The sequence below is a fragment of the Protofrankia sp. Cas4 genome (assembly GCF_963555915.1).
Lineage (GTDB): Bacteria > Actinomycetota > Actinomycetes > Frankiales > Frankiaceae > Protofrankia.
The window spans coordinates 35,616-51,009 of record NZ_CAUVXL010000172.1 but is presented as its reverse complement, the minus strand read 5'-3'; the positions used below and the strand labels follow the sequence as shown (position 1 = coordinate 51,009).

General features: G+C 67.0%; 17 protein-coding genes, 1 tRNA gene and 1 pseudogene. 8 read left to right on the top strand and 11 right to left on the bottom strand.

Annotation, left to right across the window (positions count from 1 at the left end; translation table 11 throughout):
- Positions 1 to 146: 146 nt before the first annotated feature.
- Positions 147 to 2,054, top strand: coding sequence for a DEDDh family exonuclease (locus tag U9979_RS16195; RefSeq protein WP_322780043.1), 1,908 nt, complete (start codon positions 147 to 149; stop codon positions 2,052 to 2,054).
- Positions 2,055 to 2,199: 145 nt separating this feature from the next.
- On the opposite strand, the gene U9979_RS16190 is transcribed toward U9979_RS16195, so the two are convergent.
- The 4 genes from U9979_RS16190 to U9979_RS16175 all read right to left on the bottom strand — a co-directional run bounded on the left by U9979_RS16190 (position 2,200) and on the right by U9979_RS16175 (position 4,186).
- Complete coding sequence (locus tag U9979_RS16190; RefSeq protein WP_322780042.1) at positions 2,200 to 2,838, bottom strand: hotdog fold thioesterase; 639 nt, start codon at positions 2,836 to 2,838, stop codon at positions 2,200 to 2,202.
- Positions 2,839 to 3,333: 495 nt separating this feature from the next.
- The gene (locus U9979_RS16185) at positions 3,334 to 3,573 is read right to left on the bottom strand and encodes a hypothetical protein (RefSeq protein WP_322755793.1); all 240 of its coding nucleotides are present in this window, start codon (positions 3,571 to 3,573) and stop codon (positions 3,334 to 3,336) included.
- Positions 3,573 to 3,824, bottom strand: coding sequence for a hypothetical protein (locus tag U9979_RS16180; RefSeq protein ID WP_322751614.1), 252 nt, complete (start codon positions 3,822 to 3,824; stop codon positions 3,573 to 3,575). The genes U9979_RS16185 and U9979_RS16180 overlap by 1 nt, the downstream gene beginning before the upstream one ends.
- 125 nt (positions 3,825 to 3,949) lie before the next feature.
- On the bottom strand, positions 3,950 to 4,186 hold the full coding sequence (locus U9979_RS16175; RefSeq protein WP_322780041.1) for a DUF397 domain-containing protein: 237 nt from the start codon (positions 4,184 to 4,186) through the stop codon (positions 3,950 to 3,952).
- Positions 4,187 to 4,213: 27 nt separating this feature from the next.
- Between U9979_RS16175 and U9979_RS16170 the strand changes: the two genes are divergently transcribed.
- Entirely contained in the window at positions 4,214 to 4,435 is a 222-nt protein-coding gene (locus U9979_RS16170) for a hypothetical protein (protein WP_322769238.1), read from the top strand.
- Between the two features lie 346 nt (positions 4,436 to 4,781).
- Here U9979_RS16170 and U9979_RS16165 read toward each other — a convergent pair whose 3' ends face one another.
- Entirely contained in the window at positions 4,782 to 5,312 is a 531-nt protein-coding gene (locus U9979_RS16165; RefSeq protein WP_322780040.1) for a hypothetical protein, read from the bottom strand.
- On the opposite strand from U9979_RS16165, the gene U9979_RS16160 reads away from it, so the two are divergent.
- Complete coding sequence (locus U9979_RS16160; RefSeq protein WP_322780039.1) at positions 5,296 to 5,652, top strand: hypothetical protein; 357 nt, start codon at positions 5,296 to 5,298, stop codon at positions 5,650 to 5,652. The two genes, U9979_RS16165 and U9979_RS16160, sit on opposite strands and share 17 nt — an antisense overlap.
- Positions 5,653 to 5,766: 114 nt before the next feature.
- Here the strand turns inward: U9979_RS16160 and U9979_RS16155 are convergent, their stop codons facing one another.
- Both U9979_RS16155 and U9979_RS25270 read right to left on the bottom strand, forming a co-directional pair.
- Positions 5,767 to 6,126: a DUF6247 family protein gene (locus U9979_RS16155; RefSeq protein WP_322780038.1), complete on the bottom strand. Its 360-nt coding sequence runs from the start codon at positions 6,124 to 6,126 to the stop codon at positions 5,767 to 5,769.
- Between the two features lie 944 nt (positions 6,127 to 7,070).
- Positions 7,071 to 7,271: pseudogene (locus U9979_RS25270) on the bottom strand (pentapeptide repeat-containing protein); the annotation flags it as partial.
- Between the two features lie 673 nt (positions 7,272 to 7,944).
- Here U9979_RS25270 and U9979_RS16150 point away from each other — a divergent pair.
- The 3 genes from U9979_RS16150 to U9979_RS16140 all read left to right on the top strand — a co-directional run bounded on the left by U9979_RS16150 (position 7,945) and on the right by U9979_RS16140 (position 11,421).
- Positions 7,945 to 9,567 (top strand): Eco57I restriction-modification methylase domain-containing protein, encoded by a 1,623-nt coding sequence (locus tag U9979_RS16150; protein WP_322780037.1) that lies wholly within the window; start codon positions 7,945 to 7,947, stop codon positions 9,565 to 9,567.
- A gap of 12 nt (positions 9,568 to 9,579) precedes the next feature.
- Complete coding sequence (locus U9979_RS16145) at positions 9,580 to 10,326, top strand: PaeR7I family type II restriction endonuclease (RefSeq protein WP_322780036.1); 747 nt, start codon at positions 9,580 to 9,582, stop codon at positions 10,324 to 10,326.
- Positions 10,327 to 11,130: 804 nt separating this feature from the next.
- Positions 11,131 to 11,421 carry a hypothetical protein gene (locus tag U9979_RS16140; protein WP_322780035.1) on the top strand — a complete coding sequence of 97 codons (291 nt, stop codon included), beginning with the start codon at positions 11,131 to 11,133 and terminating at the stop codon, positions 11,419 to 11,421.
- A gap of 57 nt (positions 11,422 to 11,478) precedes the next feature.
- Here the strand turns inward: U9979_RS16140 and U9979_RS16135 are convergent.
- Positions 11,479 to 11,567 (bottom strand) — tRNA-Ser (locus tag U9979_RS16135).
- Positions 11,531 to 11,725 (bottom strand): hypothetical protein, encoded by a 195-nt coding sequence (locus U9979_RS16130; RefSeq protein WP_322780034.1) that lies wholly within the window; start codon positions 11,723 to 11,725, stop codon positions 11,531 to 11,533. Before U9979_RS16130 ends, U9979_RS16135 begins: the two co-directional genes overlap by 37 nt.
- Before the next feature lie 116 nt (positions 11,726 to 11,841).
- On the opposite strand from U9979_RS16130, the gene U9979_RS16125 reads away from it, so the two are divergent.
- Complete coding sequence (locus tag U9979_RS16125) at positions 11,842 to 12,870, top strand: PfkB family carbohydrate kinase (RefSeq protein WP_322780033.1); 1,029 nt, start codon at positions 11,842 to 11,844, stop codon at positions 12,868 to 12,870.
- 30 nt (positions 12,871 to 12,900) lie between these two features.
- Here U9979_RS16125 and U9979_RS16120 read toward each other — a convergent pair whose 3' ends face one another.
- Positions 12,901 to 14,364 carry a PepSY-associated TM helix domain-containing protein gene (locus U9979_RS16120; RefSeq protein WP_416220237.1) on the bottom strand — a complete coding sequence of 488 codons (1,464 nt, stop codon included), beginning with the start codon at positions 14,362 to 14,364 and terminating at the stop codon, positions 12,901 to 12,903.
- A gap of 5 nt (positions 14,365 to 14,369) precedes the next feature.
- On the opposite strand from U9979_RS16120, the gene U9979_RS25265 reads away from it, so the two are divergent.
- On the top strand, positions 14,370 to 14,564 hold the full coding sequence (locus tag U9979_RS25265; protein WP_416220238.1) for a hypothetical protein: 195 nt from the start codon (positions 14,370 to 14,372) through the stop codon (positions 14,562 to 14,564).
- 166 nt (positions 14,565 to 14,730) lie between these two features.
- Here U9979_RS25265 and U9979_RS16115 read toward each other — a convergent pair whose 3' ends face one another.
- On the bottom strand, positions 14,731 to 15,375 hold the full coding sequence (locus U9979_RS16115) for a hypothetical protein (RefSeq protein WP_322780031.1): 645 nt from the start codon (positions 15,373 to 15,375) through the stop codon (positions 14,731 to 14,733).
- Positions 15,376 to 15,394 lie beyond the last annotated feature (19 nt).

Sequence of the window (15,394 nt, the reverse complement as noted above, 5' to 3'; positions counted from 1 at the left end):
GCCACAGGATCCATCCGTGCACCCACCGGACCGCCAGCGGCGAGCGGGTGGCCCGACAGCTCGGACATCGCCTTCGTGTCGGATCGTTTTCGATCATCGGTACCCACAGCGCAGTGCGTCGGTCCCATACGGGATGATCTGGTGGCGTGACCGCCTCATTACGTCAACCGTCGACCATCGCCGCCGCCTATCCCCACCGCTACGCGGTGGTGGACGTGGAGACCTCCGGGCTGGTGGCACAACGCAGCCGGGTGCTCTCGATAGCCGTGGTGCACGTGGCGTCCGACGGCACGGTGGAACGGCGATGGTCGACCCTGCTCAACCCGGGATGCGACCCCGGGCCGGTTCACATCCACGGGCTCACCCGCGAACGGTTGGCCGGCAGCCCCACCTTCGATCGGATCGTCGACTCCCTGCTGCCGCTGCTCGACGGCCGAATCTTCGTCGCGCATAATGCGGTTTTCGACTGGCAGATGCTTGCCACCGAGGCGATGCGGATAGGTATCCGTCTCCCTGTCGAGTGGCGGCTGTGCACCCGGGTTCTCGCCCGTCGGCTCGATCTCGACCTGCCGAACCTGAAATTGGCTACGTTGGCCGACCACTGGGGGGTTGTCCAATGCCGAGCCCACGATGCCGTCGACGACGCCGACGTCCTTGCCGCACTGCTACCGCAGGCGTTGGAACATGCCGCCGGCCAGTATCTGGACCTGCCCCTCACTCCCTGCGGCACACCACGCGACGACGCAACGATCCGGCCCGCCCACGACCAGACGACCGGACGGAAACCACGCTGCCGCTACGTCAATCCGGGGCCACTCGCCGCCGACGGGCCACTCATCCAGGGCATGCAGGTTGCCTTCACCGGTGACTCCATCACGAGCCGCGACACACTCGCCGAGGAGGCCAGCGCCGCTGGCTTACACGTCACCAGCGCGGTCAGCCGCCGGACCAGCGTTGTCGTCACCAACAACATCCGCAGCGGGACTGCCAAAGCCCGTGCCGCGCTGGCGCACGGCACGACAGTGCTCGACGAACAGGTCTTCCTGCGCCTGCTCAGCGATGTCCGCCCCGGCCGGCTCCGCGAACAGACCGCCCCCGACATCGGGTCGGTGCTGACCTCGAACCCGAACCCGACTGCGGCTGCCACTGCCACTGCCACTGCGACGCATACGTCCCACCCCTTTGCAGGCCGTCGCATACTTGTACTCGGCGAGCCACACGCCACGGCCACGCAGCTCCGGGAACGCATCACGGCCTTCCGCGGTATCCCTGCCGTGAACGTCACCGCAAGTCTCGCCCTCACCGTCTGCCTGGACGGCGGCGAGCAAGACCGCCGCATGCCCCGCATCCGACACCTCGGCATCCCCGTCGTGCCTGCCGAAACATTCCTGCGCGACATCGCCGCCAGCCGGTCCCTCCCGGACAGCCTGTCCCTCCCACCGGCCACCGGCGGGACCGAGCCCGACGCGCTGCTTTCTGCCGGCGCGACGCCCCGGTCACCTCGGTCGTCGTCCAGCCGGGCGGCTACCGGACGGGTACTACCCTGCGGCGGCGTCCAGGATCTACCGACGGCCGTCGCCGGCACGCAATGGACCATCGCCGCCACCTGGTCCTGGGACGCCTGCGATGTCGACGTCGTCGCGTTCCTCGTCGGTGACGACGATCTGGTCGGGGCCGACGAGGACTTTGTGTTCTACAACCAGCCGCAGGCTGCCGGCGGAGCAGCTGTGCTCAACGTCGACGGTCCGGCGGAACAAGCCATCACCGTGGACCTCACCGCCGTACCGAACGACACACGAAAGATCATTATTGCGGCGGCTCTCGACGGATCCCGGACGTTCGGCGAAATCGGACCGGTCGAAATCAGCGCTCAGACACCGGACCCGGCAACGTGGCTGCGTGCCACCCTGGACGCCGCCACCACCGAGCGAACCCTGATACTCGTCGAGATCTACCGGCGGGCAGACGCCTGGCGTTTCCGTGCCGTCGGCCAGGGCTATGACCACGGACTCGCCGAACTGGCCCGCGTCTACGGCGTCGAGATCGAGGACTGACACGCGCCTGTTCCCGCACCGAAGACGTCATGTCTGCGATAATCAACATCGCTGATGTTATAGATCCCGTCTCGCCGGGCCCTGGACGCCGATTCCATCGTCGTCCGCCAACGTCCGTAGACGTCCGCCGGCTCGGCTACACGATTCAGTTCCCGGCTCCGGGTGGAGCGTCGCGCAGCAGGCAAGTCAGCCGCGACGTGCACACAGGGCGACCGGACTCGTCGACGATCCGAATGTCGTAGGTGGCGAGCGTGGCACCGACCTGGATCGCGGTGGCCGTCGCCGTCACCGTTCCCGACCGCGCGGCCCGGTGGTGGGCCGCGTTGATTTCGATACCCAGCGCCACCCGGCCGGCCGCGGCGGGCGAGATTGCCGCGGCGAGCGAGCCGATCGTTTCAGCGAGCACCACGGATGCACCCCCGTGCAGCAGCCCGTATGGCTGGCGGTTGCCCTCCACCGGCATCGTCGCGACGACCCGGTCCGGACCGGCTTCGACGACCGTGATGCCCATGCGCGCGGCCAGCTCGCCCCGGCTACGGTTCAAGACAGTGACGAGGTCCTCGTCCGGACCGGCGCGGAAATCGGTGCGGACGGTCGGGGCGGTGCCGGTGCCGGTGCCGGTGCCGGTGTCGGTGTCGCTAGTCGGATCTGCCACGTGAGTTCCCTTCGCCCGGGCGATGAGCTCGCGTCGGTCGGCGGCGGAATGCCCGCTCTGAATGTTGATCTCTTTAAGCGCTACGAACACGTCCAGCGTCTCATCGAGCGCCTCCCACACGGATCCCATGCCACCGTCCAGCCCCGAACCAGCTACCGCTGCAGCCACCGGCAGCCCCGAACGCCCTTGACGACACCACCAGAAACTTCGTCAGCCGTGGACCTGCCAACCTGTTCGAGGCAGCGTCTGACTGCCCGATCTGGCAGCCAGACCGGCGGACGAGCCCGGACTACGGGGGACAGCTGCGTACGATCATCCCAGGGTCGCGATGTTCGATGGATGTATGCGGACGTCCACGGATGATCGCGAGCAAACTACGGACTACCTGATTCCGATTCCCTCTGCTCCCGGTCGCCATCAGATTCTTCTTCAGCCGCAGACTTTTGATCATCGGAGAGTGCGGATGGGCCGAGGACTTCGACGATACGGTCGCGCGACATCCGCCCTAGTCGAGGCCCACCAGCGCGCCTGGAACAGCAAGCGGTCCGGCCCCCCGTGAGAGCCGAACCCCGGTCATGCAGACGACCGGACAGCTGCGGTGACGAGCAGGCCTCACGGCGACCCCTACACCGGCGGCCGGGTGTCCCATCCCGACCCGGCCGGCGGCTCCGAGCCCGGCCCATAACCCGCCGCCCATATCGTCCGCAGTGGCTTGCCGTGTGGGCAGGTCCCCGTCTCGGGGATCGGCTCCACGCTGCCCGTGGCGTGCAACTGGGCGCCGCGACGGCGACGGCACTTGTTGCAGGCCACCAGAGCCAGCATTGGGACGACCGGCGTCTCGCCGGGCGTCGGGTCGTCCGCCATTACTTCTTCTTGACCTTCCCGCCGCCGGCGCAGGCGCTGCACTTCCGTTCCTGTGTGCCGCTGAAGTTGCCTTCTTCGTCCGTCTCAACCCTGTCGAAGATGACCTTTCCGGTGCCGTTGCACGTCGGGCAGTCGGCGAATTCAACTTCGCTGACGTTCGTCTTTGCGGTGGCATCCTTACCGCCACGTTTGACGCCGTCTCGGCCGGTGCTCGCGCCGCCGCCGGTGCTGCCCCGCTTGTTCCACGCCATTGCACGCACCTTCCGTGTTCGTTAGGTTGCGGACCTAGGGTAAACCGGTGCTCGTCCAGTTACAGCGCCTGGCACCCACCGCAGTGGAGAGAACGCGGCGAGTGCCCGAGATGATGCGGATCGGCTCAGAAGCGCATTTCGCCGTGTTCGACGCCGTCGACGAACGCGGCCCACTCGGCGCGGGAAAACGACAGCACGGGTCCGCCCGGGCTCTTGGAGTCGCGGACGACAACCCCGCCGTCGTGCGCTGCTGCTTCGACGCACATGCCCCTGGCACCGTTGGAGAAGCTGGACGTCTGCCAGGTGACGGCGTCGGGCTCGAAGTTGGTGAGGTCGGGTTTGCGGGTGCGATCCTCGAACATGGGTGATCCTTTCAGTGGTGGATGTTGGTGCACGCGCCGGCCCTACTCCGCGCCTCTTCTGACGAGGGAGGAGGCGGGCCAGTACCGGGCGCCCGGTACGGAGAGGTGTGGCGGGATGCCCGGCGGCTGGCGCTGACCCCGGCGGAGTTCGCCTCCCCACTTGCCACGTGCATCGTCGGTCCGGATGAGGCCGCGCGGCTCCGGATCGCCACCGCGTTGCGGCTGGACAACTCGACGGACCCGTCGTGATCGTGTCCACGCCATGTCCATGGACACTCGCGAGTGGTCGGGAACGGCCGGGAACTCATACCGAGTGTATTTGATCACTAATACGAACCGGATCATGCCGTCTACCAGCGGTTCTTGCTGGTTAGAGCGGAGGGCGTGGGATTCGAACCCACGAGGAGCGTTGCCGCCCCTAGTGGTTTTCAAGCGGGCTTGCCGCCCCCGCAGATCATGGCGTTGACCAGCGTAAACAGGGATGTGTTCAAGCGGTGACACCACATCCGCCCGTCATCCGCCCGCGCAGCGCCGATTCGCTCTCGCCGCCATAGATGAAGGATGGGCGGGTTCCGGTCGGGGCGCGACAGCGCCATCAGCATCCCGGCTCGTCGTTCGGATCCGAAGATGAGCCGAACATGAAGATCGCCGTGTCCACGCGCTTCGGGTCGTAGAACGCCTCGCCGCCGTTGCTCTCGTCGCTACTGACGCTGACGAGGACCTGCCCGCTGCCTCCATGGAGACGGGCCAGGGTGGGGCTGATGAACTCCGACTGCCGGCAGGTGTCGTGGGTTCGGGTCCACAGCACCCGAGCGTCGCTGGGCAGCTCGGCGAGCACCCGGGTATTCGCCACGCTGATCGGCACAAACGGCAAACGCATGTCGTAGAAGCTCACCCAGTCGTCTATGTAGTTCACAGCGTAGTAGGTATCGAAAGGCAGGCCGTCGTCTCCCAGCCCGAGCGTCCGATCCGGGTTGTAGCAACAGTTGACCGGGGTGTTGCCGTGGGTGTCCATCGTGTGGTGGGCGTTCCAGTCGGCCTGCGTGGCACCAAACCCGGGAAGATGCTCCGCTGGGGATGCCGGCGGCGGCGCTGGTACGGATGGCGGCGTGGTTGGTACAGGCATCGCCGGGGCTGCACTGGTGTGGATCGGCGCCGGCACTGGCACTGGCACCGGTATCGGTGTCGTTGACACGGGCACCGGCGGCAGTGCCGAGATGGCCGGTAAGGCGCTCGGCGAGGCTGTCATAGTGCTGCCGCTGGCGGTCTGGGTCGTCATCGGCGCCGGCAGTACGGCCCCGATCGCAGCCAGGGACAGGAAGACACCTACCGCGCCTGCGATGACAGCCTTCCTGGGGTTGTGGCGGATCCAAACGGCTGCCCGGTCTCGGGACGGTCGCGCGGACCGCGGGGGTGGGCGGTGCTGGTTTCGGCCGCCCGGCGGCTGCCACGGCGATACGCCCTGATCCCCCATGAATCCCCCTTTTAGCATGCAGTGGGGGCAGCCTACGAGACCCCTGAAAATCTTGATTGTGGGGTCTCGTGAATGGATGCGAACCACGTGTCTCGCGGCTGGCGCATCAATGACAGCAAAGCGGCAGAGGCAACGCGCTACACGACCGCTGGCGGGCGTACGGGTAGGTCGTGGTCGCCCCGAACACGGTGGGGTCGCCGGCCGCGATGCGCCAGCGGGTGTCATCAATCTCGGTCTGCACTTCGGGGTTGAGGCACAGCAGGGCTTCGGTCCACCAGACTCGCAGCACCCGGTCGAGCGGTGCCATGTCCAAGGTGTCCGCCACGGTGGCCAGTGCCGTGCGGAAGTCGGTGTCGAACGCCGGCTGTAGGTCAGCCGGCAGGGCAGCCCGGATCGCAGCTGGATTCTTGTCAACACGCCGAACATGGGCACTCCGTGCATCGACCCGCACGCCCGCTTCGCTCATGAGAGCGATTTTCCCACCGCGCCAAGGACGACACCCGGCCGGTGCCAAGCGCCCGGTACGGAGATGTGCGGCAGGACGTCCGGCCAGACTGCGGTATCCACGGCTGGCGAGCCGTGCCACAGCCTTTTGCCAATCCAGCGCGTACCTGCTCAGCCGGCGCCCGAGTAGCTGGATCTTTCCTGAGCATCAGCTGTGGCATCGCCGCCAACAACGGCGGTGCATACTGCCATGATCAGACCACGTGCCAGCGGGCGCGGTCAGGGCTGGCGGCAGTGGTTCCGCAGACCATGGGCGTACCTCGGTCGGTGACCCCGGTAGCGCCTTCCGGGGCGCAGAAGGCGCCGGGGTGTACGACATTCGGACCGGACTGGGCCCGTGGAGCACTGGCCGGCGCTGGCGGCGGTACTGGCGAGTGGCTAGGCGCGGGCTGTTGGGCGTGCTGCGCCTGCACCAGCTGCGCCTGCGCCAGCTGCGACTGCACCGCGGTGCTGTGATGCTGCGTCGCGGCCGGGGTGGGCGCCGACTTGGGTGGAACGACCGGCGCTGTAGCGGTTCGAATCGGTGCCAGCGTCGGACTCGCCGGCGCCACCAGTGAAGCACTCGGCGAGGCAGTCACGGTGACGCCGCTGGCGGTTGGTGTCGTTTTCGGTGCCGGCAGTACGGCACCGATCGCGGCCAGAAGGAAGAAGACGCCGATCACGCCGCCGACGGCGGACTTCCAGGGGTTGCGACGGATCCAGGCGGACGCCTGCCTTTGTGGCGGTCGCGGCTGCGGTCGGTGCTGGTTGTGACGGCCCGACGGCTGCCACGGCGGTAAGCCCTGATTCCCCACTATCCCCCCAGAGTCGTTAACGGTGGGGGCATCGTAGGGCGGTTGCTGTGCATGCCAGTCGCCGGGGCGCGATAACCGATGTGCCCGACAGGCTGGACCTGGCGATGGCTTCCTACGGCTGGGACGACGCGGTCGAAGACGAATGACGCATCGACGCGGATCCGATCTCTGACGGCAATTTCGCCGCCGCGTTCCCCTGGGCGTGGTTCACCTGCTCCTGTATCAGTCTTTGCGCATTGGTAAGGTCCGCTTCGTATAGCCAGGCGTTGGTGAGGTTCACGCCCTTTAGGTAGGTTTTAGTAATATTTGCTTCGTTAAGCCGGGAATTAGTAGATAGCCCACGTGCAGGTGCCCCGACGGACCATCGGCCGGGGCACCTGCACGCTGACGCCCGGTCTGTATGGCTCCTACTACGATCCGCAACCCATCGTCCGGACCCGTGTTGCGTAGCGAAACGGACCGCGGTCTCCCCATGCGCTCAGGCCGCCTAAAGTTGACCTTGCCGGCTCCGGAAAGGTCAACTTTGCTGTTTCCTGGTACCGGGAAGCGACCTGCATCGGCGTGTTCTGGTCCAACCGGCGATCGGAGCGCGGCCCTTGATGAGTCCGCGGTGGTTCGTAAAGAGGAACGGCCCGACGGTGCCACTGCGGGCAACGTCGGGCCGCAGAGTCGGTGGCCACCTCGCAGGGTCGGGAACGCCTACCGGCTCCTTTTGCACCTTGGCAACAGGCCCAGCGGCACGACGAGCCGGACCGTTCAAGCGCCCGCCCGGGCCACACCGCCTCTGCTCCTCGACGCCGGCAGACCGGCACGCCGTCCCTCGCGACGTCTGACCTCAGTCCGTCACCGATCGCAGGCGGGCGTGATCTGCAGCGTGGCACGTCATGCCCACAGCCTCGGGCGACTCCTCCCAACGCTATCGTCGGCGCGTGGTGCACCAAGGTCTCTTTGAGCTCGACTCCCTGCCCCTATCCGACTCGCTACAGATGGCGATCGATCATGGAGAGGTGTTCACTCGGCACTGGGTCGTCGAATTGATCTTGGACTGGGTTGGCTACACGCCAGACAGGGACCTCGCCAATACCGTGATCGTGGAGCCCGCGTGCGGTGCCGGAGCCTTTGTCGGGCCGATACTTCAACGACTGACCGCTTCATGCCAAGTCCACGGCCGCTCGCTGCTCGACACTGCCGACGCCGTGCGTGCCTTCGACCTCCTCGACCGCAACGTGAGATCGAGCCGGGATCTCGCGATCCGGCTCATGGCCGACCGAGGCTGGGACGCCCCGAGCGCCGAGAAGCTGGCTGAGACGTGGATCCGTCAGGGGGACTTCCTCCTTCAGGACGAGTATCGAAACGCCGACTTTGTCGTTGGAAACCCGCCGTACATCCGTCTTGAGGACGTCCCCGACGTCCGTATGAATGCCTATCGGGCGGCATGCCCCACGATGGGTGGGCGCGCGGATATCTACGTCGGCTTCTACGAAGTCGGCTTGAAGATTCTGAAGCCTGGCGGGAGACTCGGCTTCATCTGCGCGGACCGCTGGATGCGAAACCAGTACGGGAGCCAGTTGCGCGAGCTCGTCAGCCGCGCCTTCAACGTCGAAGTCGTCCTCACCATGCACGACGTGGACGTCTTCCTCGAAGCGGTCTCCGCTTACCCGGCCATCACGATTATCCAAAGCGCACCCCAAGGGCCGGCCGTCGCCGCTGATACGACGTCCTCCTTCGACGCTACTGAGGCCGCGTCTCTACGGAACTGGGCGGGGACGGAGGGGGAGACCTCCGTCCGTACTCCGACGTTCCATGCCGCACGCCTTCCCCACTGGTTTTCTGGCACGGACTCTTGGCCCGCAGCCTCACCCGCGCGGCTCGCTATGCTAGAAGACCTCAACGATCGGTTTCCCTATCTTGAGGACGACTCGACTGGGACTCGTGTAGGCATTGGGGTCGCCACGGGTGCGGACAGCGTGTTCATCACCAACGAGTCGGAACGTGTGGACATCGAGGGCGACCGCCTACTCCCCTTGGCCATGGTTCGCGACATCACAGGCGGTTCGTTCATTTGGACAGGCACACACCTCATTAACCCCTGGAACGTCGACGGGCGACTGGTCGATCTCGCCGAGTACCCTCGCCTCGACCGGTATTTCCGTCAGCATAGTGGCCAGCTGCGCGCGCGCCACATCGCTAGGAAGCAGCCGACTCGCTGGTACAAGACCATCGACAAGGTCGACCACCGGCTCGTCGAGAGGCCGAAGCTCCTCTTTCCGGATATGAAAGCCACCATCCACCCGGTCCTAGATCGAGGTGGATTCTACCCCCATCACAACCTCTACTACATCGTCTCGGATGCATGGGACCTGAGGGTTCTCGGTGGGCTCCTGCTTTCACGAGTAGCCGAAGCATTCATCTCGGCATATGGGGTCAAGATGCGTGGCGGAACCCTACGATTCCAAGCCCAGTACCTCCGCCGAATCCGAGTACCTCGCCACGACCTGATCAACGATGCGAATCGTACGGCGCTGCGCGACGCATTCGATCGTCGCGACGTCGACGCCGCGACAGAGACTGCTCTGCGCGTCTACGGCCTGTCTAGCCTGCCAGACTGAGAGAGGGAAGTCTTGACCGTAACCCGTGAGGACTTCGAAGAAGCAATCGCTGCTTATTGGGGCGTCAAAGAGACCCAGAACCAGCTTTCCGCTGTCAGGGAGAAAGTTGGTGCGGGAACCGCGGGATCTGTGCGCGGCGGCAAACACTTCGATGCCATCGCAACCCTCCTCGCCAAGTTCTTCGTCGAGGCTGGATATCCTTCCGGATCCATTCGCGTAACGGTCAGTCAAGGCTTGGAGCTCCCGGGATACTACCGCCCGCAAAAAAGGTGGGACATCATAGTTGCTTATGGCAACGTCCTAGTCGCCGCGTTCGAACTCAAGGCCCTCGGCGGGCCGTCATTCGGCAACAACTACAACAACAGAGTCGAGGAAGCGCTTGGAAGCGCCGTGGACTTCCGACGGGCAGTGCTCGCCGACTCCTACCTCGGCGAGAAGCCATGGCTCGGCTACTTTTTTATCATGCAGGATGAGCTCGGGTCACGCTCTGAAGTTCGACTGAACAAAGGCGCATTCCCGGTCGAGACAATCTGGCAGGGAGCCTCCTACCAGAAAAGATTCGCAATCTTCTGTGAACGACTCATGGCAGAAAACCTGTACGACGCCGTCTGCTATGTCACCTCGTCGGCCCACAACCCGCGGCCGGTCGAGCTCGTCGAAAGCCTCGACTGGCGCCACTTCTCGGCTGCCATCAACGCTCGCATCACGTACCTAAGCGAACTTGGAATCCCTGGCGACAGCGGAGCGCTCTCCATTTAACAAAATACCAGAGTGCCAGAGCGGCAGCACGTCGACGCCGCTCCGTACCGGCACGGCGATCGGAGTACGCTCAGACATTGACAGCTTTCGCGCAAGAAAGTGAGCGAGATATACGCGCCAGGTGATTGACGCCGGGCCGTGGGAGTTGAACCCTCCGAGACCGGAGTACTGCAATGGGTGCGGACATCTGTAGATGTCGATGGACGCTCTCGATCCCGCGACCTGCATCGACAGAAATTCGTGATTCGGTCGTTGATGACGAGATCCTGGCCGTCGACGCAGTTGGCGTAGACACGAAGGAGAACATCCACGCTGTGACCGGCCCGGCGGGTAACCTCAGTCGGTGTTATATCCGCGTTGAGCCAGAGGGAAACCGCAGCGTGGCGCAGGTCGTAAGGACGCCGGGCGAGCGGTGACGCGGCCTGCTCCGGTGTGAGCGCCTTCTCTCGGGCCTCTTCCGCCACGCGCGGGTGTACGTGCTCTCCTGTGGGGCACCACCGGCCGCGGTTCGGACCAGCCGGCCTTCCATGCCGACACCGAAGTTGTCGATGTGGTAGCGCAGCATCCGCACGTACGCGGGTGGGATCGGTACCGGGCGGGTTTCCTTCTCACCCGCCGCTTCAGCCCGCGCCGCTTACGGGGCGCCGCGTCATCCGTCCAACCATGCCCGGCACGGGGTTCGTTGGCCGCCAGGTCCAGGCGGCCCCAACTTTCGGTCGGCAGGAAGCAGTCCGACCCGCGCGGCGCCAGGCCCTCGGACGGCCGGGTACCCGCGAAGTAAATGCAGCCATAGGAGGCTACGAGATGCCGACCTGTCGTCCCCTGCCCGGCGACGGCCGCGAGCAGATCCCGAACCTGCGCCGGATTGGCGACAACCCGGCGGTCCACAGTCTTGGCAACCTCCGGCTCCCGCCACTGGTCACCGTCCACCGGGTTCGAGCCGAGCCACCCCCGCTCGACCGCATACCCGAGAACGTGATGGAAGGCGACCCCGTGAACACAGTGATCTTCTCCCCCGACGGGCACTGGATCGCCACCGACGGCCGCTCCAGGTCGGCCACAGCCGGACATCCACAAGGTACAGAAAGATCGTAAAAGGAAAGATCAAAAGTACCGTGGCCTGCGGATTCAGGCCAAAGATGCTGATCGGAGCGGAGGGCGTGGGATTCGAACCCACGAGGAGCGTTGCCACCCCTAGCGGTTTTCAAGACCGCCGCCATCGGCCACTAGGCGAGCCCTCCTGACCTGCGGCTTCGACCCGGTTGGCCTGATCGTCGAGCTGGCCGTTCCGTGCCTGTTCCGCGTGGCTGTCGTCCCCGTCGCCGGGCAGCCGGTCGTCTCCGAGTATTGCAGGATCGGCCGCCGGCGTGCCGAGGGCCTGTTCGATCGAGGAGTTCACCGCCGCTCGCCTGTGGAGGACCCTCGTACCGGTTCGGGATGAGGGCGTTAATCTCAGCGGCTGTCGGGCTCACACATGCTGGTGGTGAGCCACCGGTCTCCCGACGGAAGGCGGCCATGACAGACCCGCTCGTGCCGCGGTTCGTGGTGGTCGGCGCCTACGTCGCCGACTGCCTGGTCAGCACACCGCGGCTGCCCGGATGGGGCGAGCACATCCAGGCCGACGCGATCCGGACGACGCCCGGTGGGAAGGCACTCAACCAGGCGGTCACCCTCGCGCGGGGCGGCGCCCACGTCACGGCGGTGGGGATCGTGGGAGGTGACACGGTCGGACGGGATCTTGTCGCGACGCTCACCGCCGAGGGCATCGACACCGCCCATCTGACCGTCCAGCCGAACGCGCCAACCCCGGTCTGTGTCGTGTTCACCCGGCCCGACGGTCAGAACGCCACCACGTGGAGCATCGCCGACAATATGATCGCCAGCGCGGAGATCGTTTACCGGGCGAAGGCGGAAATCGCCCATGCGGACGCCGTCCTCATCACCTTCGAGGCAGCCGCCGAGGCCATCCGCCAGGTCGTCACGATCGCCCGGGACGCCGGCACCCGTGTCATCGTCAATCCCGCGCCGTCGCCCGCCGACCTGACCGCATACCGGGCCCTACCCTGGCAGCAGGTCGATATGATCATCCCGAACGAAGCCGAGGCCCGCGCCCTGCTCCCCGAACACCACCCCGCCCGCGCGGGGCAGGCTGACGGACTCGCCGAGGCCCTGGGGACCGCGCTCGGCGTGCCGACCGTCTGCGTCACCCTCGCCGCGGACGGATGCACCCTCTGGGACGCGAGCGCCGGTACGAGCACCGGTGACCGCCGTGCCAGCTCGGCGAACGCCCAGACCTACAGCGCGCATCCGACCGACGTCGTCGACACAACCGGCGGAAGCGACGCCTTCACCGCTGTCCTCGCCCTGCACCTGCTCTCCGGTACCGACCAGCCGACCGCCGTCCGTCACGCCCACGCCGCTGCGGCGCTGACCATCAGCCGTCCCGGCACCTACGACGCCTTACCTACCGCCGCCGAGCTACGCGATCAACGCGATCAACGCGATCACGGCGGTGGCGGTCACCCGGCCCGGCCTGGACGGTAACGCCGGGCCGGGTCGGGTGACCGTGTGACGTCAGGCGGGTGTGGCGCCGCCGCGCTGCCGCGTCCGCCGGACGACACCGACGGCCACGTCGAACATGAGGAAGGCGAGCAGGGTCACGCCGAGGACGGGCAGTGCCCAGCCGACAGCGGCGGTGAGCACGACCCCGACGACGAGTACCGGCCGCGGCAGCCCGCGCCAGGTGCCGCGCGCCGGAGCCGGGCCGACGGGCGCCCGCCGATCGTCGCGTAGGGGCCGCCGCTGCCACCACATCCGGTAACCCCAGATGATCACACACAGCAGGCCGACCATCAGGGATGCGAGAAGTACCTGGTTGACCAGGCCGAACAGCAGGCCCATGTGCGCCGCGATCCCGAGTTTGGTGAGTTTCGCGAGCAACGGGTAGTCAGCCCAGTCGGCCCGGGAGACTATCCGGCCGTCGGCCGGGTCGACCGCGACCTGGCTGAGCCGTACCGGCCACAGCTTGTCGGTCTGGGCGACGCTCCAGGCCACGCCCGGCTCGGCGGGCAGGTCGATCTCGACCGGCCCGTCCAGTCCGCCTGCGCGCGCCGTGGCGAGAACCCGGTCGAGCTGCCCGGTGATGCCTGCTTCGCCGTGGTCGGTCGTCGAATCGGCAGGAGTCGTCCCGCCATCGGTCATCACATGGCCCGCATGCTGTGGGTCGGCGACGGGGCCGGGGCCGGAGCCGGGGCCGGAGCCGGGGCCGGGGCCGGAGCCGGGGCCGGATGCGGGGCCGGATGCGGGGCCGGATGCGGGCACCGGCAGGGTGGTGTCGAGTTCCGGCGCGTGGGCGTGCAGTGCGTCCAGAGCCGAGCTGAAGTGCGCTCCGGCATTCCGCGACCACGTCAAGCCCGTCGCAGACAGGAACAACAGGCCGAGTACGAGCCAGATCCCGATGCTGCCGTGCCAGGCCATCGTGCGCCGCCGACCCCGCGCGGCAAGATCGGGCAGCAGAACCCGGCGCAGCCGCCGGGCACTGCGCCGCCGGAGCACCCACAGCACCACACCACCGCCGACCACCACCCACAGCCAGCTCGCCGCCACCTCGGAGTAGTTCCGCCCGAGCGTGCCGAGATGCAGGTTGCGGTGCAGATCATCAAGCCATGTGGTCAGCGGGGTGCTCCCCCACCAGGTGGTCAGCGCTCCCCGCACCTGGCCCGTGTACGGATCGACGTAGACGGTGCGCTGCTTGTCGTCACCGAGGCCGGGCACGTCAAGCACGACCCGGGTCGTCCGGTCGGCTGCGTCAGCGGGCAGCACCGCGGCCACGCTGCCCTCTGGATGAACGGCCCGAGCCGCCACGACCTGTTCGGCCAGCGGACGCGGGTTCGTCCCGACCCGTTCGACATGCAGTTCATCGGCGTAGACCAGCCCGTCGAGCTGCGGGGTGAGGGTGTAGGCGAGCCCGGTGAGTGCGGCCACCACCAGAAAGGGCGCTACCAGCACGCCCGCGTAGAAGTGCAGCCGAACCAGCAGGCGGCGTGCGCCGCCGGCATCGCCAGAAGCTGGAGCTGGAGCTGGAGCTGGAGCAGAAGCTGGAGCTGGAGCAAGAACAGCAACAGAGACGGGAACGGGAGGAGCAGAAGGAGCAGGAGGAGCAGGAGGTGTTACGGGCTCGTCCGGGGACAGCCCAAGATGATCAAAAGTGGTCACATGCGTCTCCAGCACAGGAATGAGGTCACGCGGACATGCCGCGGCGACGCCCCACACATGAAGATCAGCTCAGTGCGCTCTGACTCACGACCCCGCGACGGACCGATGAGGCACGGCTGAACCCGGTGGGACGGAACGCGGATTACACGCGGATGGACACCGTCCGGGCGATCACGCCCGCCGAACCGGTCAGGCCGGTACGAGAACCGGTGGACCCCTGCGGATGACGACATGGAAGAGCAGGACGAGACGTGGTGCCCGCCGCAGCCACCGGACGGGCTGGACCGGGCGGACGACACACGGGCGGACGAACCCGATCCGGTGCCGCAGCAGCCGGCCGGCGACGCGGCGCGCGACGGCCGCGGTGCCCCGCGCCGCCCGCCACAGAAGGCGTTCCCCGACAGCGAGCCAGAGCGCGAGGACGAGCGCGGCCAGCAGGTGCGCGAGCGCCATCGCGGGCCCACCGGGCAGGAGGTCCACGCCCGGCGCGGCACTCTGGAGCGCCATGTCACCGCTGTGGGTGAGATCGGTGATGTCGATGGAGGCGCCCCCGGCGAGACCGTTCGCCATGGCGGTGGGTTCGGTGACGGCAAAGGCGAGATGCAGGCCCGCCTGCACGCCGACCACCAGGGCGGAAAGCCGCCAGGCGGACATCCGACCCTGTGCCGATCCCCAGCAGACCCGGGCTGTCACCATCGCCCCAAGCCCCATGACCGGCACCGACGGCAACCGGCCGCACGCAGCCCGGTGGCCGGCGACCGCAAGCCCGAGCGCCAGGGCCGCCACCGTCGCGGCGCGCGCCCCCCGCCCAACGGGTGTCGCGGCCCAGGTCACAAGCCCCAGACCCTAGGGC